Source organism: Plesiocystis pacifica SIR-1 (genome assembly GCF_000170895.1).
Taxonomy (GTDB): domain Bacteria; phylum Myxococcota_A; class Polyangia; order Nannocystales; family Nannocystaceae; genus Plesiocystis; species Plesiocystis pacifica.
Map to the genome: position 1 here is coordinate 1 of NZ_ABCS01000096.1, position 26,189 is coordinate 26,189.

Annotated in this window: 19 protein-coding genes; 7 read left to right on the plus strand and 12 right to left on the minus strand. The window is 70.9% G+C overall.

Annotated elements, in window-relative coordinates; genetic code table 11:
• The coding region (locus PPSIR1_RS32695; RefSeq protein WP_006975527.1) for a TonB-dependent receptor at positions 1–2,159 on the plus strand (2,159 nt) is incomplete at its 5' end.
• Here the strand turns inward: PPSIR1_RS32695 and PPSIR1_RS32700 are convergent.
• The 3 genes from PPSIR1_RS32700 to PPSIR1_RS32710 all read right to left on the minus strand — a co-directional run bounded on the left by PPSIR1_RS32700 (position 2,147) and on the right by PPSIR1_RS32710 (position 4,656).
• A complete protein-coding gene (locus tag PPSIR1_RS32700; RefSeq protein ID WP_006975528.1) occupies positions 2,147–3,142 on the minus strand; it encodes an AraC family transcriptional regulator in 996 nt (331 codons plus the stop codon). The genes PPSIR1_RS32695 and PPSIR1_RS32700 overlap by 13 nt on opposite strands.
• A 56-nt stretch (positions 3,143–3,198) precedes the next feature.
• Entirely contained in the window at positions 3,199–3,768 is a 570-nt protein-coding gene (locus PPSIR1_RS32705) for a hypothetical protein (protein WP_157596208.1), read from the minus strand.
• A 288-nt stretch (positions 3,769–4,056) separates the two neighbouring features.
• Complete coding sequence (locus PPSIR1_RS32710) at positions 4,057–4,656, minus strand: hypothetical protein (RefSeq protein ID WP_157596209.1); 600 nt, start codon at positions 4,654–4,656, stop codon at positions 4,057–4,059.
• A 255-nt stretch (positions 4,657–4,911) separates the two neighbouring features.
• Between PPSIR1_RS32710 and PPSIR1_RS32715 the strand changes: the two genes are divergently transcribed.
• A complete protein-coding gene (locus tag PPSIR1_RS32715) occupies positions 4,912–5,271 on the plus strand; it encodes a hypothetical protein (protein WP_006975531.1) in 360 nt (119 codons plus the stop codon).
• A gap of 66 nt (positions 5,272–5,337) precedes the next feature.
• Here PPSIR1_RS32715 and PPSIR1_RS32720 read toward each other — a convergent pair whose 3' ends face one another.
• Positions 5,338–7,122, minus strand: a complete 1,785-nt coding sequence (locus PPSIR1_RS32720) for a phosphoenolpyruvate carboxykinase (ATP) (protein ID WP_006975532.1) — start codon at positions 7,120–7,122, stop codon at positions 5,338–5,340.
• A gap of 264 nt (positions 7,123–7,386) precedes the next feature.
• On the opposite strand from PPSIR1_RS32720, the gene PPSIR1_RS32725 reads away from it, so the two are divergent.
• Together PPSIR1_RS32725 and PPSIR1_RS32730 are read left to right on the plus strand one after the other, a co-directional pair.
• Positions 7,387–8,226, plus strand: a complete 840-nt coding sequence (locus tag PPSIR1_RS32725; protein WP_006975533.1) for a hypothetical protein — start codon at positions 7,387–7,389, stop codon at positions 8,224–8,226.
• A gap of 30 nt (positions 8,227–8,256) precedes the next feature.
• Positions 8,257–9,114 (plus strand): hypothetical protein, encoded by an 858-nt coding sequence (locus tag PPSIR1_RS32730; RefSeq protein WP_006975534.1) that lies wholly within the window; start codon positions 8,257–8,259, stop codon positions 9,112–9,114.
• Between the two features lie 4 nt (positions 9,115–9,118).
• Here the strand turns inward: PPSIR1_RS32730 and PPSIR1_RS32735 are convergent, their stop codons facing one another.
• From PPSIR1_RS32735 to PPSIR1_RS32755, 5 genes are all read right to left on the minus strand, one after another.
• A complete protein-coding gene (locus tag PPSIR1_RS32735; protein WP_006975535.1) occupies positions 9,119–9,382 on the minus strand; it encodes a hypothetical protein in 264 nt (87 codons plus the stop codon).
• Positions 9,383–9,504: 122 nt separating this feature from the next.
• Positions 9,505–12,006 (minus strand): serine hydrolase domain-containing protein, encoded by a 2,502-nt coding sequence (locus tag PPSIR1_RS32740; RefSeq protein ID WP_006975536.1) that lies wholly within the window; start codon positions 12,004–12,006, stop codon positions 9,505–9,507.
• A gap of 137 nt (positions 12,007–12,143) precedes the next feature.
• A complete protein-coding gene (locus PPSIR1_RS49680; protein WP_006975537.1) occupies positions 12,144–13,505 on the minus strand; it encodes an SMP-30/gluconolactonase/LRE family protein in 1,362 nt (453 codons plus the stop codon).
• Positions 13,506–13,723: 218 nt separating this feature from the next.
• Positions 13,724–15,139 carry a tetratricopeptide repeat protein gene (locus tag PPSIR1_RS32750; RefSeq protein ID WP_045117230.1) on the minus strand — a complete coding sequence of 472 codons (1,416 nt, stop codon included), beginning with the start codon at positions 15,137–15,139 and terminating at the stop codon, positions 13,724–13,726.
• A 27-nt stretch (positions 15,140–15,166) separates the two neighbouring features.
• Entirely contained in the window at positions 15,167–16,030 is an 864-nt protein-coding gene (locus PPSIR1_RS32755) for a hypothetical protein (RefSeq protein WP_006975539.1), read from the minus strand.
• 70 nt (positions 16,031–16,100) lie between these two features.
• Between PPSIR1_RS32755 and PPSIR1_RS44495 the strand changes: the two genes are divergently transcribed.
• Positions 16,101–17,126, plus strand: coding sequence for a hypothetical protein (locus tag PPSIR1_RS44495; protein ID WP_006975540.1), 1,026 nt, complete (start codon positions 16,101–16,103; stop codon positions 17,124–17,126).
• A 193-nt stretch (positions 17,127–17,319) separates the two neighbouring features.
• Here the strand turns inward: PPSIR1_RS44495 and hemL are convergent, their stop codons facing one another.
• Both hemL and gyrA read right to left on the minus strand, forming a co-directional pair.
• Positions 17,320–18,642, minus strand: a complete 1,323-nt coding sequence (gene hemL, locus PPSIR1_RS32765; RefSeq protein ID WP_006975541.1) for a glutamate-1-semialdehyde 2,1-aminomutase — start codon at positions 18,640–18,642, stop codon at positions 17,320–17,322.
• On the minus strand, positions 18,639–21,335 hold the full coding sequence (gene gyrA / locus PPSIR1_RS32770; protein WP_006975542.1) for a DNA gyrase subunit A: 2,697 nt from the start codon (positions 21,333–21,335) through the stop codon (positions 18,639–18,641). The genes hemL and gyrA overlap by 4 nt, the downstream gene beginning before the upstream one ends.
• Positions 21,336–21,586: 251 nt before the next feature.
• Here gyrA and PPSIR1_RS32775 point away from each other — a divergent pair, with 251 nt between their 5' ends.
• A complete protein-coding gene (locus PPSIR1_RS32775) occupies positions 21,587–22,354 on the plus strand; it encodes a hypothetical protein (RefSeq protein WP_157596210.1) in 768 nt (255 codons plus the stop codon).
• A gap of 243 nt (positions 22,355–22,597) precedes the next feature.
• Positions 22,598–23,005: a host attachment protein gene (locus PPSIR1_RS44500; RefSeq protein WP_157596211.1), complete on the plus strand. Its 408-nt coding sequence runs from the start codon at positions 22,598–22,600 to the stop codon at positions 23,003–23,005.
• Positions 23,006–23,036: 31 nt separating this feature from the next.
• Here PPSIR1_RS44500 and PPSIR1_RS32785 read toward each other — a convergent pair whose 3' ends face one another.
• A complete protein-coding gene (locus tag PPSIR1_RS32785) occupies positions 23,037–26,180 on the minus strand; it encodes a serine/threonine-protein kinase (RefSeq protein ID WP_006975545.1) in 3,144 nt (1,047 codons plus the stop codon).
• Positions 26,181–26,189 lie beyond the last annotated feature (9 nt).

Genomic DNA, 26,189 nt, shown 5'->3' on the forward strand with positions numbered 1-26,189 from the left:
CCCGCATCGCGCTCCGGGCCCTCCACGACCACCACTCCCCCCACGTGATCCTCGTCCACGACGACGAGCCGACCCCGACAGCCTCGAGCGAGTCGCTCTCGGGCGAGGCGCTGGCGCGCACGCGCGGCCAGGGCCTCGCCGACACCCTCTCGGGCATGTCGGGGGTCGCGATCCTGCGCGGCAGCGCCGGCGGCATGGGCAAGCCGATCATCCGCGGGCAGTTCGGCCGGCGGAACATGATCGTCGTCGACGGGGTGCGCCACGAGGGCCAAGAGTGGGGCCTCGACCACGCCCCCGAGGTCGACCCCTACGCGGCCGGGCGGATCACCGTGATCAAGGGGGCCGGGACCACGCGCTTTGGCCCCGAGGCGATCGGCGGCGTGGTCCTGCTCGAGCCCGTGCCGCTGCCGCGCCAGCCCGCGGTCACGGGCGAGGCCAGCACCGTCGGCGTGTCCAACCCCTTCGGCGGCGGCGGGGCCCTGCGCGTCGACTACGCCCCGGCCTGGAAGGGTTGGGGCCGCGGCCTGGCCGTCCGCGCCGACGCCAACTTCGCCCGCCATCAGGCCGCCCGGACCCCCGACTACCCCCTCGACAACACCGGCGCGCTGACCTGGAACGCCGGCGCGCGCGTGGGCTACCTGCGCCCCAAGGTCGACGTCGAGCTCGGCTATCGGGTCATGCGAAACCGCCTGGGCATCTGCTCGTGCCTGCGCGTGGCCTCCCCCGAGGAGTTCGAGATCGTCATCAACCAGCAGCGCCCCGTCGACGTCGACGCCTACCAGGCCGACTTCGAGATCGAGCGCCCCTACCAGGAGCTGTGGCACCACCTCGCCCTCGCCCGGCTGCGCGCCGAGCTGGGCGCGGCCGGAGAGCTCCACGCGATCTACGGCTACCAGTTCGACGACCGCAAGGAGTTCGACACCGTCCGCTCCAGCGTCACCGGCCCCCAGCTCGAGTTCGGCCTCGCCACCCACTCCCTCGACCTGCGCTTCGAGCACGCGGCCAAGCCCCTCGGCGCCGAGCAAGCGTGGAGCCTGGTCGGGACCCTCGGCGCGAGCGGGAGCTGGCAGGTCAACGACTTCACCTCCGCGAACACCCTCATCCCCGACTACGAGCAGTGGAACTGGGCCGTCTACGACATCGAGCGCTTCGTCCACGAGCGCGTCGAGTTCGAGGTCGGGGCGCGCTACGAGGGCCTGCACCGGAGCGCCTCCCTGTCCGAGCGCGACTGGCTCGGTCAAAACGCCACCGGCCGCCTCGACGCGGACCGCTGCGAGCGCGTCGGCGACGGGGGCCGCTGCGTCCACGACTTCCACACGCCCTCGGCGACCCTCGGCGTCCTCGCCCGGCCCCTCGCCAAGGTCCCCGAGCTGAGCTGGCGGACCCAGCTCGACTCGTCCGCGCGCATCCCCGCCATCGACGAGCAGTTCATGAACGGGGCCGCGCCCTCCTTCCCGCTGCTCGGCTTCGGCGACGCCAACATCGGCATCGAGCGCAGCTGGGGCGGCGAGTCGGGGCTGCGCTACGAGGGCGACTGGCTGGTGGTCGAGGCCGCGGGCCACGGCCACTACATCGACAACTACATCTACTTCGTGCCGGTGCCCCAGGAGGGCCAGTGCTACCCGCTGACCTGCACGACCCGCGGGCCCTTCCCGGTGTTCTCGTTCACGCCCACGGACGCCCTGTTCGGCGGCGGCGAGGTGCTCGTCGATCTGCACGCCCCGCGCCTGCCCCTGGGCCTGTCGGCCAGCGCCTCGTGGGTCCGCGGCTACGGCCTCGAGCCCCGCGAGCACCTCGCCTTCGTCCCCGGCGATCGCTACACCGCCGCGGGGCGGTGGTTTTGGCCCGACAGCAAGGTCTCGGCCCACGGCTACCTCGAGGTCAACGGCACCCTGGTGCTCCGCCAGGCCCGGGCCGCCGCCGAGCTCGACTTCGCCCCGCCGCCCCCGACCTACGTCCTGCTCGGCGCCGCCGCGGGCGTGGAGTTCAACACCCCGAACCTGCTCTACCGCCTGAGCCTCGCCGGCAACAACCTGCTCAACAGCCGCTACCGCGACTACAACAGCCTGCTGCGCTACTTCGCGGACGAGCCAGGGTGGTCGCTGACCCTGCGCTTCTCGGCGGCCTTCGACACGCCCTTGGGCGCTCAGGCCCCCTGAGCTCGACTCCGCCAGTCGCTGGGCGTCCGCCCGGTCCACCGCTTGAAGGCCCGCGAGAACGACGCCTGCGTCGCAAAGCCGAGCAGGAAGCCGACCTCGCCGACCGACAGGGCCCCCTGCTCGAGGGCCGCCACGGCCACCTCCCGGCGCGCGCCGTCGAGGGCCTCGCTGAAGCTCAGGCCCTGCGCCGCGAGCTGGCGCTGGAGCGTCCGGGGGCTCATCGCCAGGCCCGCCGCGACCTCCGAGAGCGTCGGCACGCCGCCGTGCAGTCGCTCGAGCAGGTCCTCGCGCAGGCGCTCGAGCAGCGGCGAAGCGGGCACGCGCTCGGTCAACAGGCGGGCGTGTTTGTCGAGCACCGAGAACAGCTCGCGGTTGGCCTGGACCACCGGCCGCTCGAGCCAGGCGTGGTCCATGACCCACTCGCTCGACGACCGACCAAAGCGCACGGGGCAGCCAAAGATGCGCTCGTGCTCGGCGACGCTCGGCGGGGCGGCGTGCTCGAAGTTCACGACCGCCACGGGGAAGTCCACGCCCGTCGCAATCCGCGTGCGCAGCAAGCAAGTGCACAGCACGTACTCGGCGTACTGCCGGCCGACGGTCCCCCGCAGCTCCGGGACCATCACGAAGCGTGCCCGCGCGCCCTCGAGCTTCAGGTGCAGGCGGACCGCCGGGTTGATGATCGGGAAGTACTCGGCGAGCTTGGCCAGGCCCACCCCCACCGTCGGCGCGTTGGCGACGAGGAAGTCGATGACCCGGTAGGCCCCGAAGGGCAGGGCCTCCGAGGCGTGCAGGGCCAGGTCGGGGTCCCCCGAGCGCGCCAGCGCGATGGTCCACAGCCGGCGCACCGCTGGGGTCGGCAGCCGGCCGTCGGGATCGCGCAGCACGGCCTCGTCGATCTCGGCCTCGCGCAGCAGCGCGGGCACGTCGAGGCCCAGCTGTTCGCATGCGTCGACGAAGGCGCGGCTGGAGACGCTGAGGATCATCGAAGGGCCCGCAACGACCCATATCAGCTTTCCTCAGGCCACACAGCCGCGCTGGCTCAGGGCTCTGCGCGCGCGTCCTCGAGGGCCGCCCGGGCCTGGTCCCACGTGGGCGGCTCGGCCGAGCTCTCGACCCAGCGGGTGGTCTCCCAGCCCAGGGTCGTCGTGTCCGTCAGCGACATCGCGCCGCCGTGGACTTCGCCCCAAACAAAGTTCATCAGCGCCTCCTGGCTCTCCCACAAGGTCAGCGTGCGGGCGCTGCCGCACGCCTCGGAGCCGCCAAAGCGGGCCCCCAGTAAACCGGGGCTCTCGAACACCACGCCGCTGACCTCCTCGCTCGCCGAGCCCAGGGCCTCTTGGTGCTCCGCCTCGGGCCGGGCCCAACCAGCGGTGGTTGCGACCACGTAGCTGCTGGGCAGGGCGACCGCCAGCTCGCCGGTCTCCGGGTCAAAGCTCGGGCCCATGAAGGGCGTGCCCCCGAAGTCGCTCTCGTCGCAGGCCGCCAGGGTCTCGAGGGTGGGGTCGGGGTCGGCGGGCTCGCCCTCGTCCGTGCCCGAGTCCGACGCCGGAGCGTCCCCGCAGGCCACCGGCGACGCGAGGCAAGCCGCCATCAGGACAGAGCCAGCCATGGATTGCAATGCAGTGTATTGGGTCATGCCCAAACGCTAGCGTCGGGGCGTCGCCGCGACTGCTCCGGGCGCGCCAAATGCTTGTCCGAACGCGCCGACCCAAAGGCGTACATGGAGCGAAGCGAAGGCGACCGGGGTGATCGGTGACCTTCGCTTTCTCAGCGCTTCTCCTGGGCCAGACAAGCCCTCGCTCAGGGCAGCTGGGGCCCGCAAGCGCACCATGGTCACGGCTTGCCCCTTGGCCCAGGCACACGCCACGAACGAGCGCGGGAACACCGAGCGATGGAGCTACCGCTCGAAGCTCAGGTCGCGGATCCAGGCGGCCAGAACTTCAGCCTCCCGCGGGCTCAGGTCCGCCGGCAGCTTCACGCGGATCTCGAGGTCCCGGCGCAGGCGATGGATGTGCTCGATGCCCGGAGACTGCGACGACTCGGACTCGGGCCTCGACCCCCGAACCCGTGCCCGCGACCGGGCTGAACTCGGAGGCGTCGACGAGCCCCCCTTCCCGGCCGGGCGATCGAGTCGAAGGCGTGCTCCCTCACTCGAGCTCGCCAACGGCGACGCGCTGACCGGGGTCGCCACCCCGGGTTCGACTTCGCCCCTGTCTGTGTCCGCGGCAGCCTTCGACGTCCCGTCGGCGTCGACGGAGAGCGCGTCCGCGGGCTCTGACGCCGGGGGACCAGCCGCGAGCAGCTCGGCCAGGGTCTTGGGGTCCCGAGCCCAGACCAAGCGGCTTGGATGCCCTTTGCGACCGACCTTGAATTCACCCACACCGATGCCCGCGAGGCTGCGCAGCAGGTCGACCGCCTGACGGCGACTCACACCCTCGAGTTGGGCGAGCTCGTCGACGGTGGTGTGTTCGCCCGGCTCGAGCGTGCCGTCCGACATGGCGTCAAACAGACGCCCAAAGCTGGCCTTGCTTCGGTGGAGTTCGAACAACGCGGGGATATCGATGTCGACAGCCATCACGGATTTGCAGGTCACCATGCAGGCCCGCGAGACCGCAAGACGACCAAAAGATCAGCGACTCGCACTAACGAGCGGCGTGGAAACACGATGCCCCAGAACGGGACGCCGGCCGGAAAGCCGGCCCGTTCATGGGCTCTAGAGCGGTAGGATGAACGCCGCTAGAAGGAGCCTATCGTGGCACAACTCACCGAAGCAGAGATCAAAGAGCACGCACAAAAGATCCTCGTCGAGTTCGAAGACGGCTGGCAGTGGAAGGACCTGTTCACAATCGTCCCCGTCGCCATGGAGGTCGTGGAGGACGCGAGCGAGATGACCGGCGCGGAGAAGCAGGCCTCCGTCGAGGCCATCCTCGACTACGTCATCGACAACACCGACACCCCCTGGCTGCCCGACAAGTTCATCGACCCGATCCTCAAGGAGGCGGTGAAGTACCTGATCCCGACCATCGCCGACGCCGCCAAGGGCAAATTCGGCGTCAACAAGTCCGTGCGTGCGGGCGCCGATGCAGCCGCGGCGACCGAAGACGCTGGCTGAGCGCCGCCGCGAACCAACGCAAAGAGCGCAGCCGCATGGCCGCGCTCTTTTGCGTTTGGGGGCTCGTCAGCCGTTGACGGCGGCCTCGACGATGGGCTGCGCGACCTTCCACTTCTCGAGGAAGGCCCGGCGCTCGCTCTTCATGCGATCGACCCAGGCGCCGTACTCCGCCATGCGCTCCTTGTCGGCGTAAAAGCGCCGCGGCTGGAGGATCTCGGCGGGCACGCGCTCGAGCAGGCTCGCGTTCTCGGGCGCCTCGACGTCGACGACCTCGTAGCCAAAGTCGGGGTCGCGGGTCCACACGATCTGGCCCTCGACCATCGCCTCGAGCATGGCCGAGGAGTGGCGGATCTTGACCTTGAGGGACGCGCCGGCCTTGGTCGTCGCCGCGTCGCCGCCGACGTAGCCGGTGTTCATCAGCCACATCGTGGTCTTGTCGAAGGTCGCGGCGAGCTCGGAGAAGCGCTCGGCCTGGCGGCCGTGGGCGAGGGGGAAGAAGGGCTGGGTGAAGGGCGAGCGGGTCTTGCCGCGCTCCTTGCCCGCCGCCGAGGTCTTGCTGGTCTCGCCGAGCATCAGGTAGCCCGCGGCCTGCTCGGGGCTGGTGAAGCGGACCAGCCCGGGCATGGCCGCGTCCGAGCCCTCGTCGCGGTTGAGGATGCCGAGGGAGTAGACGGCGGGGATGGTCTCGAGCACGGCCGCGTCCTCGACGGAGGACATCGGGATGATCGAGCGGCCGTTCTCCGTCCACATCACGAAGTCCCAGCCGTCCTTGGGGATGCCCTTGTCGACCACGGACTCGAGGGTGACGCTGCCGTCGATGTAGGCGTCGACGTTGGCCTGGGGGGCGCCGGTGCCGATGAGCACGTCGCGGAGGCGGCGGACGTCCTCGGGGCTCAGCGCCGACTTGTCGAACACCGGGTTGCCCTCGGCGTCGATGAACACGTTCTCGATCCACGCGTCGGCGGACATGGTCCCGCGGTAGATGACCGGCTCGGCCTCCTCGGTCAGGCTCCAGGTCTTGGCGAAGCAGCCGTTCTCGGTGACCGAGACCTCACCCCCGGGCCACAGCGTGATCATGTCGTCCTGCACCGGCAAGGTGTGCTCGCCCTGCTTGGAGAAGGTCGTGGTCGTCTTGCCCGTGCCCGACAGGCCGAGGATGCCCATGGTCAGGTGCTCCTTCTCGGTCCGGATCTCCTTGGCGCCCGCGTGCATGACCAGCGCCCCCTGGTCGAAGAGCAGCTTGGCGAGCATGCGCAGCGCGCCCTTTTTGCTCTCGCCGAAGTAGTCGGCGCCCATGATGTAGGTGACGTAGTTGTCGAGGTCGACGACGATGGCCTGGCGGCCCGGCATGTCGACGAAGAAGTCCGGGGTGTAGACCAGGCGAAAGGCCGGCGCGAAGGGCTGCTTGGCGGCCTCCTCCCCTTCCACCCGCGCCCGGGGGAAGGACAGGATCTGCTGCATCCCAGCAATGTTCGCGCCCTCGAGGGTGTAGCACCACTGCACCGGGACCGCGCGCGGGCCCACGCCGACATAACCGTCGATGAGCAGCAGCTTGCCCTTGGCTTGGATGTACTCGGCCTGCTCCGCGATCAGCTTGTCGGCGTCGGCCGGGCTGATGACGTTGTGGGAGTATTTTTGCGGCGCGCCTTCACGATCGATGATGTAGGTGAAGGGGGCCATGCGCGCCTTGTTGCGCGCGACCTTGTTGACGCTACCCCGCGCCGTACGGGTGCAAAACGGCGTATGCTCGAGGGCCAGCTCGCGTAGCTCGTCCTGGCTCGGGTTAGCCAGGATCTCGACATCGAAGGGGAGGGCAGGCTGCTTCGGGAGCTCCAGGTGGCGCGTCGTCATGGTGCCTCGGTGCGCGACCGATAACACGGCGTTCGGTCCCTTTCCACCGCGCAAGGCGGTCGCCACTCACTCCGGCGGCGCATCGTGCACTTCACGTTTTTCTCACGATTTCATGAACTTAGAGCCAAGGCGAGATCCCGACGAAGACGCCGCCCCCGCCCCGCGTGAGGGCCGGGAACGCGCACCGCAACGACGGATCACACGCGCTTCGGCAAATCGCCGAAAACCTGACACCGCAGAGCCCTGCCCCTAAGTTGGCCGAGCATGTCCACGGCTCGCGAGATGTTCATGGCGCTCGCCTCGTCCAAGGACGATGAGCGCCATGCGGCCGTCAACGACGCGCGCCGCTCCCTGACCACGGCCAAGCTCGAGGCGCTGGACCAGGTCGAGGGCTTGGACGAGGCCGGCATGCGCCTGGTCATGCCGGGGCTCTACCAGCAGATCGTGGCCACGACGATCCAGGTCGCGGCGCGGGTCGGGGTGGCGGTCGGTGTCGCGATCGAGGCCGTCGACGAGCTGCGCAGTGAGGTCTCGATCGGGAGCTTCTCTCGCGCGGTGCGCGACCAGATGACCGAGACCGGCGTGGCCATGAAGCGCCGCCACGGCAGCCCCATCGCCAAGCAGGTCGCCGAGATCGAGGCCCAACGCCTGGCCTGGCGCCACAACCATGAGTTCCTGTCGTGGCTCGCCTTTCGCCGCGACGACCCGCGCTACCCCGCCCACGATCGCCGCGCCCGGCTCGAGCGCTTCAAGATCGTCGACCGCTTGCTGATCGGCCGCCAGGCCATGGCCGCCCGCCTGGGCAAGCCCATGGCCGTGGCCCTCGAGGCCCACGACCGCTTCATGCTCGCCAACCGCTGGCGTCTGGACCCCCAGATCCCCGAGCACGCCGTCGAGGCCTACGTGTGGCCGCTGCTCAGCTACCAGGGCGAGGGCCACGTCCGCGTCGAGCTCGCCCGCCACCACTACGACGCCCTCGTCGGCGCGGGCGTCGACGAGGCCACCCGGCTGCACCAGCGCGAGGCCCTCGCAGCGCTGTTCGTCGAGCAGCTCGCCGAGGGCATCGACCACGCCCCCGCCAACACCCGCTCGGGGATGGTCTAGCCCCTCCCCCACCCCCCTCGGAGCACGCCCATGTCCACGCTCATCGACCCCGCCTACCCCGCGATCGCCGAGTACTACCTGCCCCACGTCGCCGCGACCCGAGCCCGCCTCGAGGTCGACACCCGCGTCGCCGCCCTGCTGACCGAGGACAACGGCTCGACCCAGATGCTCGGCTTCCTGATCGAGTTTTGCGCCCTCGGGATCCGCATGCTCCGTCCGGTCGAGGGCTGGCTGCGCGCCAGCGGGGAGGGCTGCGTGGCCGCGGGCTACGAGGACCTCGGCCGCGAGCTGATCGCGGCCTCGACCGACGAGGCCCAGCGCCACCTGCTGCTCATCGACGACCTGGTCCAGCTCCTCGACATCTGGCGCGGCGGCGTCGCCCCGTGGCGCAAGGGCACCAGCTTGTCCGGCGGCCCCCCGCGGCGGCGCACCGACGACAAGTCCGACGCCCTCGCCCTCGACATGCCCGCGCTCGTGCGCCGCGACTGCCCCGAGAGCGCCGTCCGCCACGCGCTGATCCGCGAGGCCGCCAGCGACCCCAGCCAGCCCTACCTCGCCCTCGGCGTCGAGCTCGAGCTCGGCCACCTCGCGCGCACCCTCGGCCCCCGACTGTTCCGGGCCTGCGAGGCGCAGCTGGGCATGCAGGTGTTCGAGGGCATGCAGTACCTCCACAGCCGCATCGACCGCGGCGCCCTGCACAACGACCGCTGGATGCTCCAGCTCGAGGCCCTGCTGCGCGCGTGCCCGGAGCTCGGCCCGGCCGTCGCCGTGGTCGGCTGCGAGGCGACCTCGGCGATGCTCGACTTCTTCGCCGAGTGCATCGAGCGCGGCCGCCGGATTGGCCAGCACAGCGTCTACTACGACGCCGTGCTGCAGACGAGCCGCTAGCGGCTCACAGGCACTGCGGGGCGATGTCGGCCATGGAGGCGTTGAAGCACACGGGGTTCTTCACGCTGCTTCCGCACTGGAAGGTGCACTGGATCCCCGCCTGCAAGCACGCGAGGTCGAAGGCCTCCTCGGCCGTGGGCTCCTCGGCCTCACAGGTCTGGTCCGCCTCGTTGACGATGGTGTCCTCGAGGGCCTCGGGCGCCTCGACCTGGGGGGCGAAGGGCGCGGCGGTGGCGATGGCGATGGCGATGGCGAGCAACGACTTCATGCCGTCATATAGACACGCGCGATCGCGCGGGTCGCCGGCCGAGGGTTTGGGAGGCGCCCCAAAAATTCCCCTGTCCGATCGACCCGCGCGGGCACGCCGTGACGGCTCCGAGGTCGGGGAGCTCAGTCCGTCGGCATCGGCACGAAGCGCGCCGGGTCCTCGCCGACCTTGGTCTCGACGAGCTCGAGGGTCTCGACGGTGATCCCCGAGGGCGCCGTCTCCGACTCGCTCCGGAAGGGCAGGCGCAGGCCCTTGACGGTGCGGTAGTCCGAGAGCTTGACCGTCACCGGGATGCGCAGCCCGGTGGGCGTCACCTCGACCCCGTGGACCTCGACGGCGTCGCCGGTCTTGGCGTCGACGTAGACCGTGGTCGTGGGCAGCTCGGGGTGGCTGAGCTCGACGACGTGGACCTCCCGGCCGTCGCGCTGCTCCGTGCGGACCAGGGCCTCGTCGTCGAAGTAGGGCCGCCAGTCGCCGTAGAGCACCCGCGGGTGGCCGCGGAAGGTCTGGCTGAGCTCGAGGCCCTCGAGCTGCTTGCGGGGCGAGAAGGTCGACTCGCTCCAGCCCTCCTCCCCGAGCATCACGGCGGTCATCGAGCCCAGCGGGCCCAGGTCCGTGTCCTGGCGCAGGCGCCCCTCGGCGTCGAACCACACCTCCGCGGTCGCGCTCGCCCCCGCGTTGACCAGCTCGACCTTCGAGCGCAGGTGGACCACGCCCGCCTTCTTCAAGGCCTTGGCCTTGCGCTCGGTCTTGCGCTTGCGGTGCAGCTGCTCGAGGGTCACGGCCTGCGCCGGCTCGTCGACGCGCACGAACACCCCGCCGCCGCCGGGCTGGGCGATGCTCATGCCGACGATCTCGCCCTCGCGCTCGCCCTCGCCCTTTTTGAAGGTCACGACGAAGTCCGGGTTGATGCGGAAGCGGTAGTCGCCGTTTTTGTCGGGCAGCTCGAGGTCGTAGATCATCTGCCCGACCACGTCGACGGCCAGGCGCCCGTTGTGGACCAGCACCTCGGCGCTCATGCCCGCGTCCTCGTTGCGGTAGCTGCCCAGGTAGGGCCGGACCTCGGCGACGCTGACCTCGGGCGCGAGTTCGTAGCCCTCGCGCAGCAGCTCCATGTTCATGCCGTTTTGGTGCAGGCGCAGGGCCATGATCTGGCCGTCGGCGTCGCGGTCGAAGGAGATCGCGATGGTGTCGGTGGCCTCGAAGTAGCGCCAGCCCTCCTCGTCGGGGGCCTTGAGCGTGAACACCATCTGGCCGGGGACGTCGACGGCCAGCTTGCCGTCCTGGACGAGGATCTCGAAGTTCTGGCCGTTGAAGCCGGGCATCTCGGCGACGTAGGCCCCGACGAGCTCGCCGAAGTCCTCGCCGCCCGCCGAGCCCTCGGCGCTGGCTTTGTACTCGTCGGTCAGCAGCGCCGACCACACGATGTTCATGCCCTCTTGCTGGAGCGGGGTCATGCTCGCGTTGGTCAGCAGCACCATGCCGATGCCGTCGTCGGGCATGAAGGCCACGGAGGCCGCGTAGCCGTCGATGTTGCCGCCGTGCTCGATGACCCGGTGGCCCTCCCACTCGCGCAGCATCCAGCCCATGCCGTAGTCGACGTCGGGGCTGATCTCGATCTGCTTGGTCCAGGTCTCGGCCAGGGCCGCCTCGCTGACCAGGCGCTGGCCCTCGAACTCCCCGCGCCCCAGCTGCAGGCGCAGCCAGTTGCTCATGTCGAGGACCGAGGAGTAGATCGAGCCCGCGGGGGCGATGACGTCGGTGCTGCGCGGCGGCGCGACCTCGAACTCGCCGCCCTCGCCCAGGTCCGGGCGCCAGGTGTAGCCCTTGGCGCGCTTGGGGTCGGCCATGGCCGAGTCGAAGTCGACGCTCGAGTGGTCCATGTGCAGGGGCTCGAGCAGCCGGGCCTGGACCAGCTCCTCCCAGCTCGTGCCCGCAGCCTGGGCCGCCGTCATCGAGCCGGCCATGTAGGTCACGTTGTTGTAGAGGAAGCGGTCGCGAAAGGGCGCGACGGGCTTGGCCTGGGTCGCGTAGCGCAGCACCTCCGCGCGCGGGACCTTGCCCCCGGCCCACAGGATGCCCATGCGCGTGAACCCGGTGCGGTGCGCGAGCAGGTCGCGGATCGTCGCCACCTGCCCCTCTTCTTTGGCGTCTTTGACGTCGATGGCCAGCTCGAAGCCCTCGAGGTGCTGACTCGCCGGGTCGTCCCAGCCGAGCTTGCCCTCGTCGACCATCATCGCCGCCAGCGTCGAGCTGAACGCCTTGGTCGACGAGCCGATCGCAAACACGGTCTCCGCGGTCGCGGGCGTGTTCGCGTCGAGGTCGGTCACGCCGAAGCCCTCGGCGTAGATCAGCTCGTCGTCGCGGACCACGGCGATAGCCATGCCAGGGACATGGCCGCGGACCCGGGCGAGCTCGAGCTGCTCGCCGAGGTAGTCCAGGCGCGCCTCGAGCTCCTGCGTGGAGGAGTCGACCGCGGGCGCGGGCGCGGGCTGCTCGAGCTCGCCCTTGGGCTCGCAGGCGAAGAGCGCGACGACGGCCAGCGAGACCGAGACGGCGCGGGCGCCGAGCAGCGATCGCGGCGTGCTTTCAGAGGGGCTCTGGGGGCGGGAGGGCGCAGGCACGTCGCCATGAATAACGCTGGCCTGGCTCTATTCCCAGCGCCGCTGCCTCGCGAGCTCACGCGAGCGGGGCGGCCCAGGTGAAACCTCGCGCGGTTCGTCCGAGGGGCCGCCCAGGCTCAGGGCACCGTCGACGAGCGTCAGGGCACCAGGCGCTCGATCACCGCGCCGTTGGCTACCGGCTCGTAGAACTCGTAGAAGACGTTGTCCGCCCCGTCCATCGCCATGCCCGTCGCCGAGAAGCCGCCGCTGATCTCGAACAGCGGCCCCGGGGTCAGCTCGCCCCCAGGCAGGGCGATCTCGTCGATGCGGCCGAAGTCGAGGCGGTGAGCCACGAACATCCGCGAGCCGTCGACGTCGATGGCGAGGCCGTCCGGCCGATCGAGGCCCTCGGTGAGCGTGGTGAACACGCCCTCGGGGGTGAGCGTCGCCACCCGGCCGTCGGAGTACTCGAGCACGTAGAGCGTGCCCGCGTTGTCGAAGGCCACGCCGCCGAAGAAGCCCTCGGACGAGGCGATCGACGTGACCGTGCCGCCGTCGACGTCGATGGCCACGACCTCCGGGTTCGGGTAGGCGGTCGCGATGAGCTGGTCGCCGAAGTCGCCGAAGCCCTCGGGCGCGACGGCGAGGCTGGTGATCGGCTTGTCGAGGAGCATGACCAGCTCGACCTGGTCCGCGTCGTCGATGCTGTAGATCGCGTCGTCGGGGATCGACGAGCCGAAGTAGACCAGATCGTCGCTCTCGCGGTAGGCCACGCCGCCCATGTCGTCGACGGGCACGGGGATCGCCGAGACCGAGCCCTCCGGGGACACCCGGAACATCTGGCTGGTCTGCTCGCCGCCGGTGACGATCAGGTTGCAGTCGCCGTCAAAGTCCATCTCGCCGACCACCGCCTCGCCTGGGAACACGAACAGCGGGAACTCGAGCGCGTCCGCATCCCAGACGCACGCGTCCCAGGTGCAGGTGTCCGAGCAGCCCTGGGCCGCGCCAGGGTCGCACACCTCCTCCCCCTCCCACACGAAGCCGTCCCCGCAGCTCGCGGCCACGCAGGTGTCGAGGCAGGCGTCGCCGTTGTCGTCGTTTTGGTCGTCGCAGTCCTCGACGCCCTCCCACACCAGGCCGTCTCCGCAGTCGGCCTCCTGACAGGCGCTCGTGCAGGCGCCGTTGTCGTCGTTGTCCTCGCCGAGGTCGCAAGCCTCGCCCTCGTCGAGCACGCCGTTTCCGCACAGCTCGCCCGACTCGGACTCCGTCTCCGTCTCCGACTCGGTCTCGGTCTCGGTCTCGGTCTCGGTCTCGGTCTCGGACCCGGACTCCGTCTCGGTCTCAGACTCCGTCTCGGTCTCGGACTCCGCCTCTGTTCCGGTCTCTGTCTCTGTCTCTGTCTCGGTCTCCGCGCTGTCCTGCTCGTCCTCGCTGCCCTCCTCTGCCTCGTCGTCCTCACCTGCGTCCGACTCGGGGGGGACGCAGGCCAGCAACGCGAGGGCGGAGCCGCCACAGAGCACGAATGAATGAAGTCCTCGTCTATCGATCATCACTTGCACACCTCTCGTTCGCCTTCCTAGCCCCAAGCTTAGCGCACGGACTCGCGCCCATGGGAAGCACTGCGAGGAACCCCGGAGTCCGCCGGGCTTCACCGCGGGCTCCCAGTGTCCCGATCCCCCGTCGGTTCGCTCCTTGGCCTCGACGCAGCTGACGGCGCGCGACGAATTTCAGCAGCTCGCTACCCCGCGGCCTCGGCCAGACGATCGAGGAAGGCCCGCGGGTTGGCCTTGTCCGGCGGCTCGAGCCAGCTGTCCTCGAACTCCGTCGCCGCGGTCACGGCGTGTCCCCGGGCCGACTCGTAGTCGCCCATGCGCACCTCGAGGGTCGCGGCATAAAAGTAGCGGAGGCCCCGGCGGAAAGGATCGGGCTCGGCGTCGATGTCCGCGAGCAGGGCCAGGCGCGTCACCTGCACGAGCTCGAAGGTGTCGGCGTTGGCGAGGATGATCAGCGCCTCGAGGTCGTCGACCAGGGCCGCCGCGCTCCGCTCGTCGAGCTCCTCCTCGCCGCGGGTCAGCACGCGAAGCTGCGCGGCGAGGAGCTCCGCCGCCCCCAGCTCTTCGCCGCGGTCGAGCTCCGTGGCCGCGAGCCCGAGCATCGCCCCGACGTGACCGGGTTTTTGCTCGAGGGCGGCGCCGTAGTGCCCTCGGGCGTCGTCCCAGCGCTGCGCGGCCCGGGCGATCTCGCCGCGCAGGAACACGCACTCGGCCCCCTGCCCCGGATCGCCGAGCTCCACGTAGACGCGGGCGGCGGCCTCGGCCAGCTCGTCGGCCTCGGCCAGCTCGCCCTGCTCATAGGCGATGACCGCCAACATGTAGCGCACCGCCGGATCCTCGAAGCCGCCCTCGAGGGCCGTGACCAGGAAGGGCCGCGCCGCCGCGCCAGAGTAGCTCTGCAGCTGGACGCCAGCCCACATGTACGCCAAGTCTGGGGTCAGGTGGTACTCGGCGGCCAAGGTCGCGAGGTCGGCGTTCATGACCGCCGCGGCCCGGCGCTCGACCTCGGGGTTCGCCGGGCACGAGGCCGCGTAGCCGGCCACGCGCACCCGCGCGATGCGTGCCTGGGTCAGCAGCACCGGGTTTTGCTTGCCCGCCTCCACGGCGTCGTCGAGGTTGGTCAGCAGGGCCTCGACGGACAGGTCGCCGGGCTCGACCCGGGTCTCGGGATCCCAGTCCATGCTCCGGCCCCGCGCTTGAAGCTCGGCGATGTCCTCGGGCAGGCGCCAGGCCACGCCGCGGATGCAGGTGCCGAAGTAGAGCGAGGCCAGGTCGCCGCGGGCCACGGCGATCCAGTGGCGCCCGGCCCCGCGGTTGCCCTTGGCCAGGATCGCGTCGGCGGCCCGGGGTCGACCCGCGCGCAGCTCTTCGCGGGCCGCCTCGAGGATCGCGTAGGTCGTGGGCTCGACGTTGGGCTCGGCGACCTCGAGCAGCGGGCTCAGGTCCTGCCACGCGGGCCAGCTGCCCATGGGCACGGCGTCGCTCTTGCCCAGGCCGCGCACGCAGCCCGTCTGCGTCAGCGCGCCCCCGGACACGACCGCGAGGGCGAGCAGGCCGCGGAAGGTCAGCGCGATGGCCGTGGCAAATCGAGAGGCGGGCACGCGGCGCAACCTATCCGCCATCCCCGCTCACACCAAGCGCGCGCGCCAGGTCTCGGCCGCCGCCCGCATGCGCGGCTCCTCGGCGACCTTGGCCAGGTGGACGAGGGCGTCGGGGCCGAGCAGGGCCAAGCCCGCGTCCTCGACGTGGGGCACGAGCGAGCGCGCCAGCGTGCCGGGGCCCTCGGCCCAGCTCGCGACCTGCTCGGCCTCGAGCTCGAACAGCGCCGTCGGCAGGGCGAGCCAGCGCTCGCCGATGGTCCGCAGCTCCCGGCTCTCGTGGCCGAGCCAGACCGGCAAGAGCATGGCCAGCAGCTCCGGGCCGAGGGCCTCGAGCTGCTCGCGCTCGGGCTCGCGCAAGCTCTGCTCGTCGAGGGGCAAGATCGTCGACAAGCCCTCGAGCAGGGCCTCGGGCTCGAGCTTCAGGGTGTCGAGGGTCTCACGCAGGACCTGCGCCGGGCTCGACGCCTCGCCGCCCTCGCCCTCGCCGGTCGCTCCAGCGGCGGCCGCAGCCTCGGACTCGGGCGACGCCCGCAGGAGCTGGCGGTCGACGAGCTCGCGCAGCCAGTCCCAGGCCCCGCGCTCGTCCTCGACCTCGGCCTCGCCCTGCCCGACCACGCCGTAGCCCAGGGCCTCGAGGGTGCGCAGCCGCGCCGACAGCAACTCTTCGGCCTCGCCCTCGCTCAGCCAGCGCCACGAGAGCATGCGACCCATGCCCAGCGCCTCGGGCTCGCGCCCGCTCCGGCTGCTGTCCTCGGCCCGAGCCTCGCGCACGTTGTAGGCGCTGCCCAGCAAGGTCCGCTTGCGGACGAGGGCCGCCCGCGCGTAGCGGTCCGGGCTCCCGGCCTGGGTAAAGATGAGGGTGTAGCCCCGCACTTCGGTCCAGCGCGCCACGGGCCCCGTTGTACGCCGAATCGGCGGAGCTTGTAAGCCATCTGTGCGAGGTCTCGTTCCCCGGGCCGAGATGCCCAAGCGAGAGCCCGCCGACACCGCCGACACCGCCGACACCGTGCCGCTCGAGCGCGAACCCAACCTCAGCCGCCGCGGCGCCCTGTGGCGCATCTTCGAGGTCGGCGTGGGGGTCGCTGGAGCCACGCTGCTGACCTCCGGGAGCACCCAGCAGGTCGCCCAGGCCCGGCGCATGCCGCCCCCCGTCGAGCCCCAGCGCTCCCTCGTCAGCCTCGAGCTCGAGACCCCCGACGGCGACTCCTTCCCCACCTTCGGCCACGCCGGCGATCGCTGGGCCGCGGGCTTCGAGGGTGAGCGCTACAACCTCCGCATCACCAACCACACGCCCAAGCGCGTGGAGATCGTCGTCACCGTCGATGGGCGCGACGTGATCTCCGGGCGCTTGGGCGACTACGTCAAGCAGCGCGGCTACGTCCTCGACCCCTTCGACAGCCTGGTCGTCGAGGGCTACCGCCAGTCCCTCGACAGCGTCGCCGCGTTCCGCTTCTCGGCCCTCGGCGACAGCTACACCGCGCGCATGGGCACCCCCGTGCACGCGGGCGTCATCGGGGTCGCGGCCTTCCAGGAGTACGAGCTGCCCCACCGCCGCCGCAAGCCCCTGGCCACCGTCGAGGGCCAGCCCTTCCCCGGAGAGGACGCCGCCCGCCCGGCCCCGCCCTCGATGATCCGCGGCGCTGGCGGGCGTCGAAAGGCCGAGGCCAAGCGCTCCGACGCGGCCGCGAGCCGGGGCTGGGCCGCGCCCGAGGACGAGGCCGCCAACGAGCTGGGCACGGAGTACGGCGAGAGCCAGTTCTCCCCGGTCGAGGAGGTGTCCTTCAAGCGCAAGCGTCGCAAGCACCCCGACCAGCTGCTCGTGCTCCGCTACGACTCCATGGACGGCCTGCGTGCCCGCGGCGTCGTCGAGCCGCCCCAGCCCCGCGAGCCCGTCCGGCCGTGGCGCGAGCCTCGGTGGCGCGAGCCCAGCCGCGACTTCGCCCCGCCCCCGCCCCCGCGACGGGACCGGCGTTGGAACGAGTGGTGAACCAGGTGAGCCAGGTGAGCCAGGTACCAGCTGACCCAGGCTACTCGCGCCAGTGGGAACACGCGTGACCTGATCGATCCCCCGCGTCGCCGGTCATCGCCGCGGTCGGGCTGTCTTGGACGGTTCAGCGGACCTTCGGAGCGGGATGACGCGACCCGTCACCCCGCTCGCCCGCCCCTGAACGTCGCCTGGTCTAGCCCTTGGCCAGCAGCTCGAACACGGCATCGGCCGCGTCCAAAGTGCGCTGGACCGCGGCCGCGTCGTGAGCCGTGGAGAAGAAGCCCGCCTCGAACTGCGAGGGCGCGAGGTAGACCCCGCGGGCCAGCATCTCGGTGTGCCAGCGAGCGAAGCGCTCGAGGTCGCTGCCCTTGGCGTCTTCGTAGTTCCAGACCTCGCCCGAGCGGAAGAAGCCCGAGAACATCGGCCCGACCTGGGTGCCCGTCCACGCGATGCCGTGCTTGGCCGCGCGCTCGGCCAGGCCCGCGCACAGCGTCGTCGTCGCGGCCTCGAGGGCCTCGTGGGGTTCTTCCTGCTCGAGGATGCGCAGCGTGGTCAGGCCCGCGGCGACCGACAGCGGGTTCCCGCTCAGCGTGCCCGCCTGGTAGACCGGCCCCAAAGGCGCGACCTTCTCCATGATGTCCCGGCGCCCGCCGTAGGCGCCCACGGGCATGCCGCCGCCGACGATCTTGCCGAGGCAGGTCAGGTCCGGGATGACCCCGTAGCGCGCCTGGGCGCCGCCCAGGGCCACGCGAAAGCCGGTCATGACCTCGTCGAAGATCAGCACCGCGCCGTGCTGGTCGCACAGCTGACGCAGACCCTCGAGGTAGCCGGGCCGCGGGGGCACGCAGCCCATGTTGCCGGCGACGGGCTCGATGATGATCGCCGCGATCTCGTCGGCGTTGGCCTCGAAGGCCGCGCCCACGGCGTCCAGGTCGTTGAAGGGCACGAGCACCGTGTCGCGCACGGCGTCAGCGGGCACGCCCGCGCTCCCCGGAATGCCCAGGGTCGCCGCGCCCGAGCCGGCCGCGACCAGCAGCATGTCGGCGTGGCCGTGGTAGCCGCCCTCGCACTTGATGATCTTGTTGCGCCCGGTGAAGCCCCGGGCCAGGCGCAGCGCGCTCATGGTCGCCTCGGTGCCCGAAGACACCAGCCGGACCATGCCGCCGACCATGCTCGGGACCAGGCCGCAGATGCGCTCGGCGAACTCGACCTCGGCGGCCGTCGCCGCGCCGAAGCTCAGCCCGTCGCGGGCCGCCTGGCACACCGCCTCGACGACCTCGGGGTGGGCGTGGCCGAGGATCGCCGGCCCCCAGGTGCCGACATAGTCGACCAGGGTCGCGCCGTCCTCGGTGACCAGCTCGCAGCCGCGGGCCTGCTTGATGAAGGGCGGCTCCCCGCCGACGGCCGCGAAGGCGCGCACCGGGCTGTTGACGCCGCCGGGGATGGAGCGCTGAGCGTCGGCGAACAGCGCCTTGCTGCGCTCGCCCGCGCGCCCGTCGATGTTCGGGGAGCTCACTGCTCGCCCTCCCCGTCGGCGTCCGCGCCAGACTCGGCTTCGGCGTCCTCGGCCGGCCCGTCGGCGGCCTCTGCCGGAGCCGCCTCGCCCTCGGCCAGCGCCGCTGCCTCGCCCTCGGTCGGCTCCTCGCCGTCGCTCGGATCATCGACCCGCGCCAGGCCCACGACGACCTCCTCGTCGTTGAGCCGGATCAGGCGCACGCCCTGCGTGGCCCGGCCGAGCTCGCTGATGCCGGCCACCGGCGTGCGGATGATCTTGCCCTGCGAGGTGACGACCATGAGCTGGTCGGCCTCGCGGACCTTGACCATGCCGACCACCTTGCCGTTGCGCTCGCTGACCTTGATGGTCTTGAGGCCCAGGCCCGAGCGGCTCTGCGAGCGATACTCGGAAGCGGGGGTGCGCTTGCCGTAGCCCTTCTCGCACACGGTCAGGAAGCCGACCTCGCCCTCGTTCTCGCGGTCGAGGACGAGGATGTTGACGACCTCGTCGCCGTCGCGCAGGCCCATGCCGCGCACGCCTCGGGCGGTCCGGCCCATGGGGCGCACGTCGGCCTCGTCGAAGCGGATCGCCTGGCCCTCGCGGCTGGCCATGATGATGTCGCAGCCGCCGTTGGTCAGCTTGGCGTCGATGAGCATGTCGCCCTCGACGACGTTGGCCGCGATCAAGCCGGAGCTGCGGATGTTCTGGAACTCCGACAGCGAGGTCCGCTTGATGTAGCCCTGGCGCGAGGCCAGGACCACGAAGTGGTCGTCGTCGACCTCCTCCTCGCGGTAGGCGACCATCTCGAGGATCTGCTCGCCCTCCTTGAGGTCGAGGAAGTTGACCAGGGCCTTGGGCCGCTGGCCGCGGGTGCCGAGGGGGAACTCGAACACGCGCTTGCGGAACACCCGGCCGGTGTTGGTGAACAGCAGCACGAAGGCGTGGGCCGAGGCCTCGAACAGCTCGATGATCTGGTCGTCGTCGTCGCGCCGGGAGCCCGACTTGAGCCCGACGCCGCCGCGGTTTTGCACGCGATACTCGTCGGTGGGCAGGCGCTTGACGTAGCTCTGGGCCGTGATCATCACGACCATGGACTCGTCGGCGACCAAGTCGATCGGCTGAATCTCGAGCTCGTCCGCCATCAGCTCCGTGCGCCGCGAGCCCTTGCTGCCCTCGGCCCCGTCGCCGCTGTCGCGCCCCTCGGGGTCGCCGTACTCGTAGCGGATCGCCAGCAGCTCTTCGCGGATCACCGCCATGAGCTTGTCCGGGTCGGTGAGGATGGACTCGAGCTCGCCGATGATCTCACACAGCTCGCGGTACTCGCCCTCGACCTTGTCGCGCTCGAGGCCGGTCAGCCGCTGCAGGCGCATGTCGAGGATGGCCTTGGCCTGGCGCTCGTTGAGGCGGTAGGGCCCCTGATTGGCCTTCTCGATCTCCTCGGCCGGCCGCTCGCAGCGCTCGAGGAACTTGGCGAAGCCGTCGAGGGGCTCGGCCATCAGCTTGGCCTTGGCCTCGTCGGGATCCTTCGAACCCCGGATCAGCTCGATGACCCGGTCGATGGAGTCCACGGCGACGCCGAGGCCCTCGACGATCTCGCGCCGGGCCATGGCCTTGGCCAGCTCGTAGCGGCAGCGCCGGGTGACCACCGTGCGCCGGTGATCGATGAAGTGGCGCAGGCACTTCTCGAGGTTCAGGACCTCCGGGCGGCCGTTGACGATGGCGATCATGTTGACCCCGAAGGAGGTCTGCAGATCGCTCATCTTGTACAGCTTGTTGAGCACGATCTGGGCCGCGTGGTCCTTCTTGACCTGGATCCAGATCCGCATGCCCGTGCGGTCCGAGTAGTCCTGGATGTCGGAGATGCCCTCGAGCTTCTTGTCGCGGACCAGGCCCGCGATCCGCTCGATCAGTCGGGTCTTGTTGACCTGGTAGGGGATCTCCGTGACGATGATGGACTCGCGGCCCTTCTTGTCCTCTTCGATCTCGCAGCGCGCCCGCACCTTCACGCTGCCGCGACCGGTCAGGTAGGCCGAGCGGATGCCCGCGGTGCCCAAGATCACGCCGCCGGTCGGGAAGTCCGGGCCCTTGACGTACGAGCAGAGCTCGGCGACGCCGATGCTGGGATCGTCGATCAGCGCGATGGAGGCGTCGAGCAGCTCCGTCAGGTTGTGCGGCGGGATGTTGGTCGCCATACCGACCGCGATGCCGACCGCGCCGTTGAGCAGGAGGTTGGGCACCTTGGTCGGCAAGACCCCGGGCTCGAGCTCCTTCTCGTCGTAGTTGGGGACCCAGTCGACGGTCTGCTTCTCGAGGTCGGCGAGCAGCTCGCTGGCGAGCTTTTGCATCCGCACCTCGGTGTAACGCATGGCCGCCGGCGAGTCGCCGTCGATGGAGCCGAAGTTGCCCTGGCCGTCGACGAGCGGGTAGCGCATGGCGAAGTCCTGGGCCAGGCGGACCAGGGCGTCGTAGACCGCCGAGTCGCCGTGCGGGTGGTACTTACCGATGACGTCACCGACCACGCGGGCCGACTTTTTGTAGGCCTGCGTGTGCGTGTTCTTGAGCTGGTGCATCGCGTAGAGAATTCGGCGATGCACGGGCTTGAGACCGTCGCGGACGTCCGGGAGGGCGCGGGAGATGATGACGGACATGGCGTAGTCCAAAAAGGAGCTACGCATCTCGTCTTCGATGTTGAGGGTCGATTTCGACTCGGCCATGGAGGGGCGTTCGGGCGCGAAGCATAGCTCCGAAGTGGGCTCCTGGCCACGGTCCAAAGCCTGAAATTCGTTCGAATAGACCGGCTTTTTCTGGCGATCTCGCCATCCCCTGACGCACCTTGGGACGGCGCAGAGATCGGCGGCACAAAGCGGGCTTCAAAGCTCGGAAATGCGTGAGTTGGCCAACGGCTTTGACGGGACCCGAGTCGTGGGCGTGGGGCAGGGAGGGTGTGGCCTGCTAAGGTCCTCGAGTGCCCCGCCTTCGGTCCCGGCTGCCCCGCGTGGCCTCGCTCGCTGGCGTGGCGTGCAGCCTGTGTGCGGCCCTGGCCTGTGGACCGCGCATCACGGTCGAAACCGTCGACGCGCCTGTGGACGAGGCTCCGGTCGAAGACGGGGGCAAGGACCCGGGGCCGAGCCCCGAGCGCGAGGCCGTGCTCGCCGTCGCCCGCGGCTACGCCGACGCCCTGACCCAACGAGACCCCGAGCGCGCCGCCGAGCTCGTCGTCGCCGAGACCTTCGTGTTCTACGACGACCTGCGCCGCGCCGCGCTGACCTCCAAGGCCGAGGACCTCGAGCGCTGGCCGCTGATGCCCCTGATCATGGTGCTCGAGCTGCGCGTCCGCTTCTCCCGGGCCGAGCTCGAGGCCTTCGACGGCCGCTCCCTGTTCACGGCGGCGGTCGAGGCCGGGCTCGCCGGCGAGGACATCGGCGACCTGCTCGACGATCCGAGCGTCGAGGTCGCCCACACCGAGGACGACCACGCCGAGCTGCGCGTCGAACAGTCGAGCCTGCTCTACCTGCGCCGCGACCCGGACCCAGAGGTCGACGCAGACGCTGGCGCGCAGGCACCCTGGCGCGTCGATCTGCCCGGGCTCATCGAGGCCCTCGGCCCGAGCATCGAGGCCCTCGCCAAAGAGCGCGTCGAGACCAGCGGCAAGCTGCGCACCGCGCTGTACTTCGTCGCCTTGCGCCTCGACGTCGCGCTCGACCCGGCGATCCTCGACGGCCCGCTCCGCTGACGAGCAACGCGCTGCACACCGGCCCGTCGTCTCGTCGGGTTGAACGCGGTTAGCGAGGTCAATGTCGATGCCATCGCGCACCATGTGCATGCGCGCCCACACGATCGGCGAAAGCAACTCGCGCGAATGACTTTGCCGAGCGGCGAACTCGACGCCAGACCATGGTGCGCGCCTGAATTCGTCGTTTTTCCCTTGCCTCCCGCGACCCCCTTTGACCACAATGGAAGCTCATAGGAGGTGTCGATGATCCCAACGGTATTCGTCGTAGCAGATCAGAGTCAGGCCCAGCTGTACAGGGTCGGCGGTACGAAGCTCAACCCCACCCTCGAAGAGCTCGAGCAGCTCAGCCACCCCGAAGCCCGCGAGCACCTGTCCGCGGACTCCAGCGGTCACCTGACCATGGACAAGTCGGGACACTCCGCCGAAGAGGAGCGCCGCTTCGTCCGCGAGCTCGTCGATCGCCTGCGCAAGGGCCAATCCACCGGCGAATTCCAGCGCCTGGTGATCGCGGCCCCGGCCAACTTCGTCGGTCGCCTGCGCAAGCACTACGGCTCTTCGCTCTCGCGCACCGTCGAGCGCGAGATCATCGGCGACTACACCCGGCAAGACTCGCGAACGCTGACCAAGCGCTTCGCCAAATGGACGAACTAGTCGACGAACTCGTCGACAGACGAGCCCGCCACTATTGAAAGTGAGCCTCGGGCACGATCACCGCGATCGTCAGCCCGGGGCGGGCACCCGCTGCCTCGACTCGAAAACCAGCCCAATAGGCGATGCCCTCGATCATCACGCGAAAGGGCACCTGGGATCGACCGTGCTCGATCCACTCGGCGTAGGCTCGGTGACTGACCGGGGCGAGCGCGGGGTCGATCTCGTCCATGGGGCGCAGCAACAGCTCGCGGCGCGCCTGGGCGTCGACCTCGCTGAGTTCGCGCGGGAAGCCGATGAGCCGATCGCCCTCGAACATCACGAACACCTGCCCGTGCTGCACGCCCATGGGCAGCGCCTTGGTGTAGGTCGAGATGTGGCCGAGGTCGAAGTCGAGGGCGAGGACGTGCTCGAGGCCGGTGCCGCTGCGCGCGGCGGTGGACACCAAGATCTGACCGTCGGCGGCCTCCCCCGCGCCGACGTGGGGCTCGGTCCAGTAGACGGCGGCGTCGGAGCCCGGCGCGGACGGGCCCGCCTCGGCGCGCTGGGCCATGGCCCCCGTGTACCAGTCTTGGATGTGGGGCGCGTCTTTGTCCGCGCCGTCTTCGACGCAGACTCCGAGCCCGCCGCCAGCGCGGAGGCTGCACGCGCGGGCGGGCACCCCCGGCGCGGACAGGCGCAAGCGCCAGCCCGCCTCGGCCTCGGGATCGCGGACCAGCTCGAAGGCTCGACCGGTCGAGTCCGCGCCCCGGCACGCGCGGATGCCCGGGTAAGCGTCGACGAGGGCGACGAGGGTGTCCGCGAGGGTCTCGGGCTCGAGGGCGTCGAAGAAGCCCCGCTGGGCCCAGTGGTGGAGGGTCTGGGTGATGCCCTCGACGGGGATGAACAGGGCGTCGAGCTCGGCCTGGGCCGTGGTCTTGGTCTCGGCGAACAGCGCCTGGGACAGCGCCGCGCGATCGTCCTCGATGCGGCCCCGGCTGGTCGTCATCGTGACCGCCGCGATGCCGCCGAGCACGAGCAGGCCCACGCCCAGCACCGCCGCCAGCCGGCGCAGGGCCTGGAAGGTCCGGCGTCGCCGCTCGCTCCGAGCCTCGCGCTCGCGCAGGGCCTGCTGTAGGCCCTCGGCCCGCTGGGCGAGCTCCCCGTCGTCGGCGAGCAGGCCCTCGCGGTCGAGCTGCTGGATGCTGACGCTGGCGTTGCCCGCCATCAGGGCGCTGATCAGCGCGTCGCGATCGAGGCGCGCGCTCGTGCCGTGGGAGACCTCGGACAGGCGCCGACGCACGATGTCCGCGGTGCCGACGGTCGAGGCCGCCCCGGAGATCTTGCTCCTCGACAGCGCTGGGCTGCCCGACTTCCCCACCGAACTCGAGCTCGAACCCGAGCCCGAGCTCGACGAGCTCGAGCCTGACTTCGACCCACCGCCGCTGCTCGCCTCGTCCTCGTTGAGCACCGTGCTCGCCACCAGGCTCGCCCGCGCCCCGCCCGAGCCCAACCACGGCTTGGAGGTCCCGACCACGACCTCCGAGTCCGCCGGCGGCATGGGCACGCCCACGAGGGTCCCGTCCGGAGGGTGCAGGGTCAGGCGCGCGAGCAGCAGGTCCTCCTCGGGCTCCGGCGTGGGCGGGAGCGCGGCGAAGTTGTCGAGGGCGAACTGGGCCAGGGCCAGGTCGCCGTTGTCGAGGGCCGCCTCGGCGAGGACCAGCTGCGCCTGGGCCAGGCCGCGGCGCGCCGAGAGGTTGCGCGGCCACGACTCGAGGGCCTGCTCGAGGCGGACGATCACGTTGGTCAGGCCCTGGTAGCTGCCGCTGATCGACGCCCCCGAGGCGCTCGACTCGAGGCTCGCCAGCTTCTCCTGGGCCCGGGTCGCGACCTTGGCCGAGTCGTAGTTGCGCATGGCCTTGCGCAAGGCCTCGGCGAACTCGCCCGCGTCGGCGTAGCGCAAGCTCGGATCCGTCGCCAGGGCGCGGAGCAGCACGGGGCGCAAGAGCACGTGCCAGGGCCGGAGCCGCGGCGGGAGCTCCTCGGGGAAGCCCCAGGTGTTGCCCTTGGCCTTGGCGATGACCTGGTCGACGTTCTTGCCCTTGTGCGGCGGGCGGCCGTAGAGCACGTGGTAGAGCACGGCCCCGAGCAGGTAGACGTCGGTCGCCGGGCCGATGCGCTCGCGCTCGGCGCTGGCCGTCTCGGGCGACATGTAGGCCGGCGTGCCGCAGACCAGCGCGGCCTTGGGCATGTTCTCGAGGGTCCACGTCGGCGCGTCGCGGAGGCCCTCGAGGTGATCGAGGGCCAGGGCCAGCCCCCAGTCCACGACCTGGACCTCGCCGTAGTCGCCGATCATCACGTTGCCGGGCTTGATGTCCCGGTGGATGACGCCGCGGCTGTGGGCGAAGGCGACGGCGTTGGCGACCTCGAGCAGGACCTCGAGGTGGTCGCGGAGCTCGAGCTCGACGAGCTCGCCGGCCTTGGTGCGCCGCTGGTTCGAGGCCAGGACCTGGTCCCAGGGCGTGCCCTCGATGAGCTGCATCGTATAGAACAGCCGCCCGGACTGGTCGCGGCCGAGCTCGTGGACCGTGACGATGTTGGGGTGGTCGAGGACCGCCGTCAGCCGGGCCTCGCTCTCGAACTGGCGCACGATCGAGGGCGAGTGCTCCCGGCCGTAGCGCAGGCGCTTGAAGGCGATGCGCCGGCCCAGGGAGCGCTGGCGAGCGCCCCAGACCTCGCCCATGCCGCCCTCGCCGAGGAGCTCGAGCAGCGCGTAGGCCCCGTCGAGGGCCTCCTCGCCGGCCTCGATCACCGGGATCAAAAAGGGCCCGCTGTCCCGCGCCGAGCCCAGGTCCCGGCCGGCCACGGGCGCGTCCGAGCGGCGCAGGCCCTCGATGTCCGCGGTCCGCTGCGAGGCCGACGAGCCCCCCTCGGTGACCTCGCCCTGGGCAACGCTGCGCTGCGCCCCGGTGGCCAGGCCCGCGCTCGAGGCCGTCTCGAGCACCAGCGTGGTCGTGAGCGGGGTCGAGCCCGTGGGCGAGGCCGGCAGCGCCGGGCGGATCGACGCCAGCGGATCGTCGGACGGAGGCTCGACCCAGCCGGGCCTCGGGCCGGCCTGGGCGTGCGCGGCGTCGACGAGCTCGCGCTCCGAGGACTCACCCAGCTCGGGGCTGGAGACGCTCGGAGGCTGCTCGCTCATCGCCCGAGT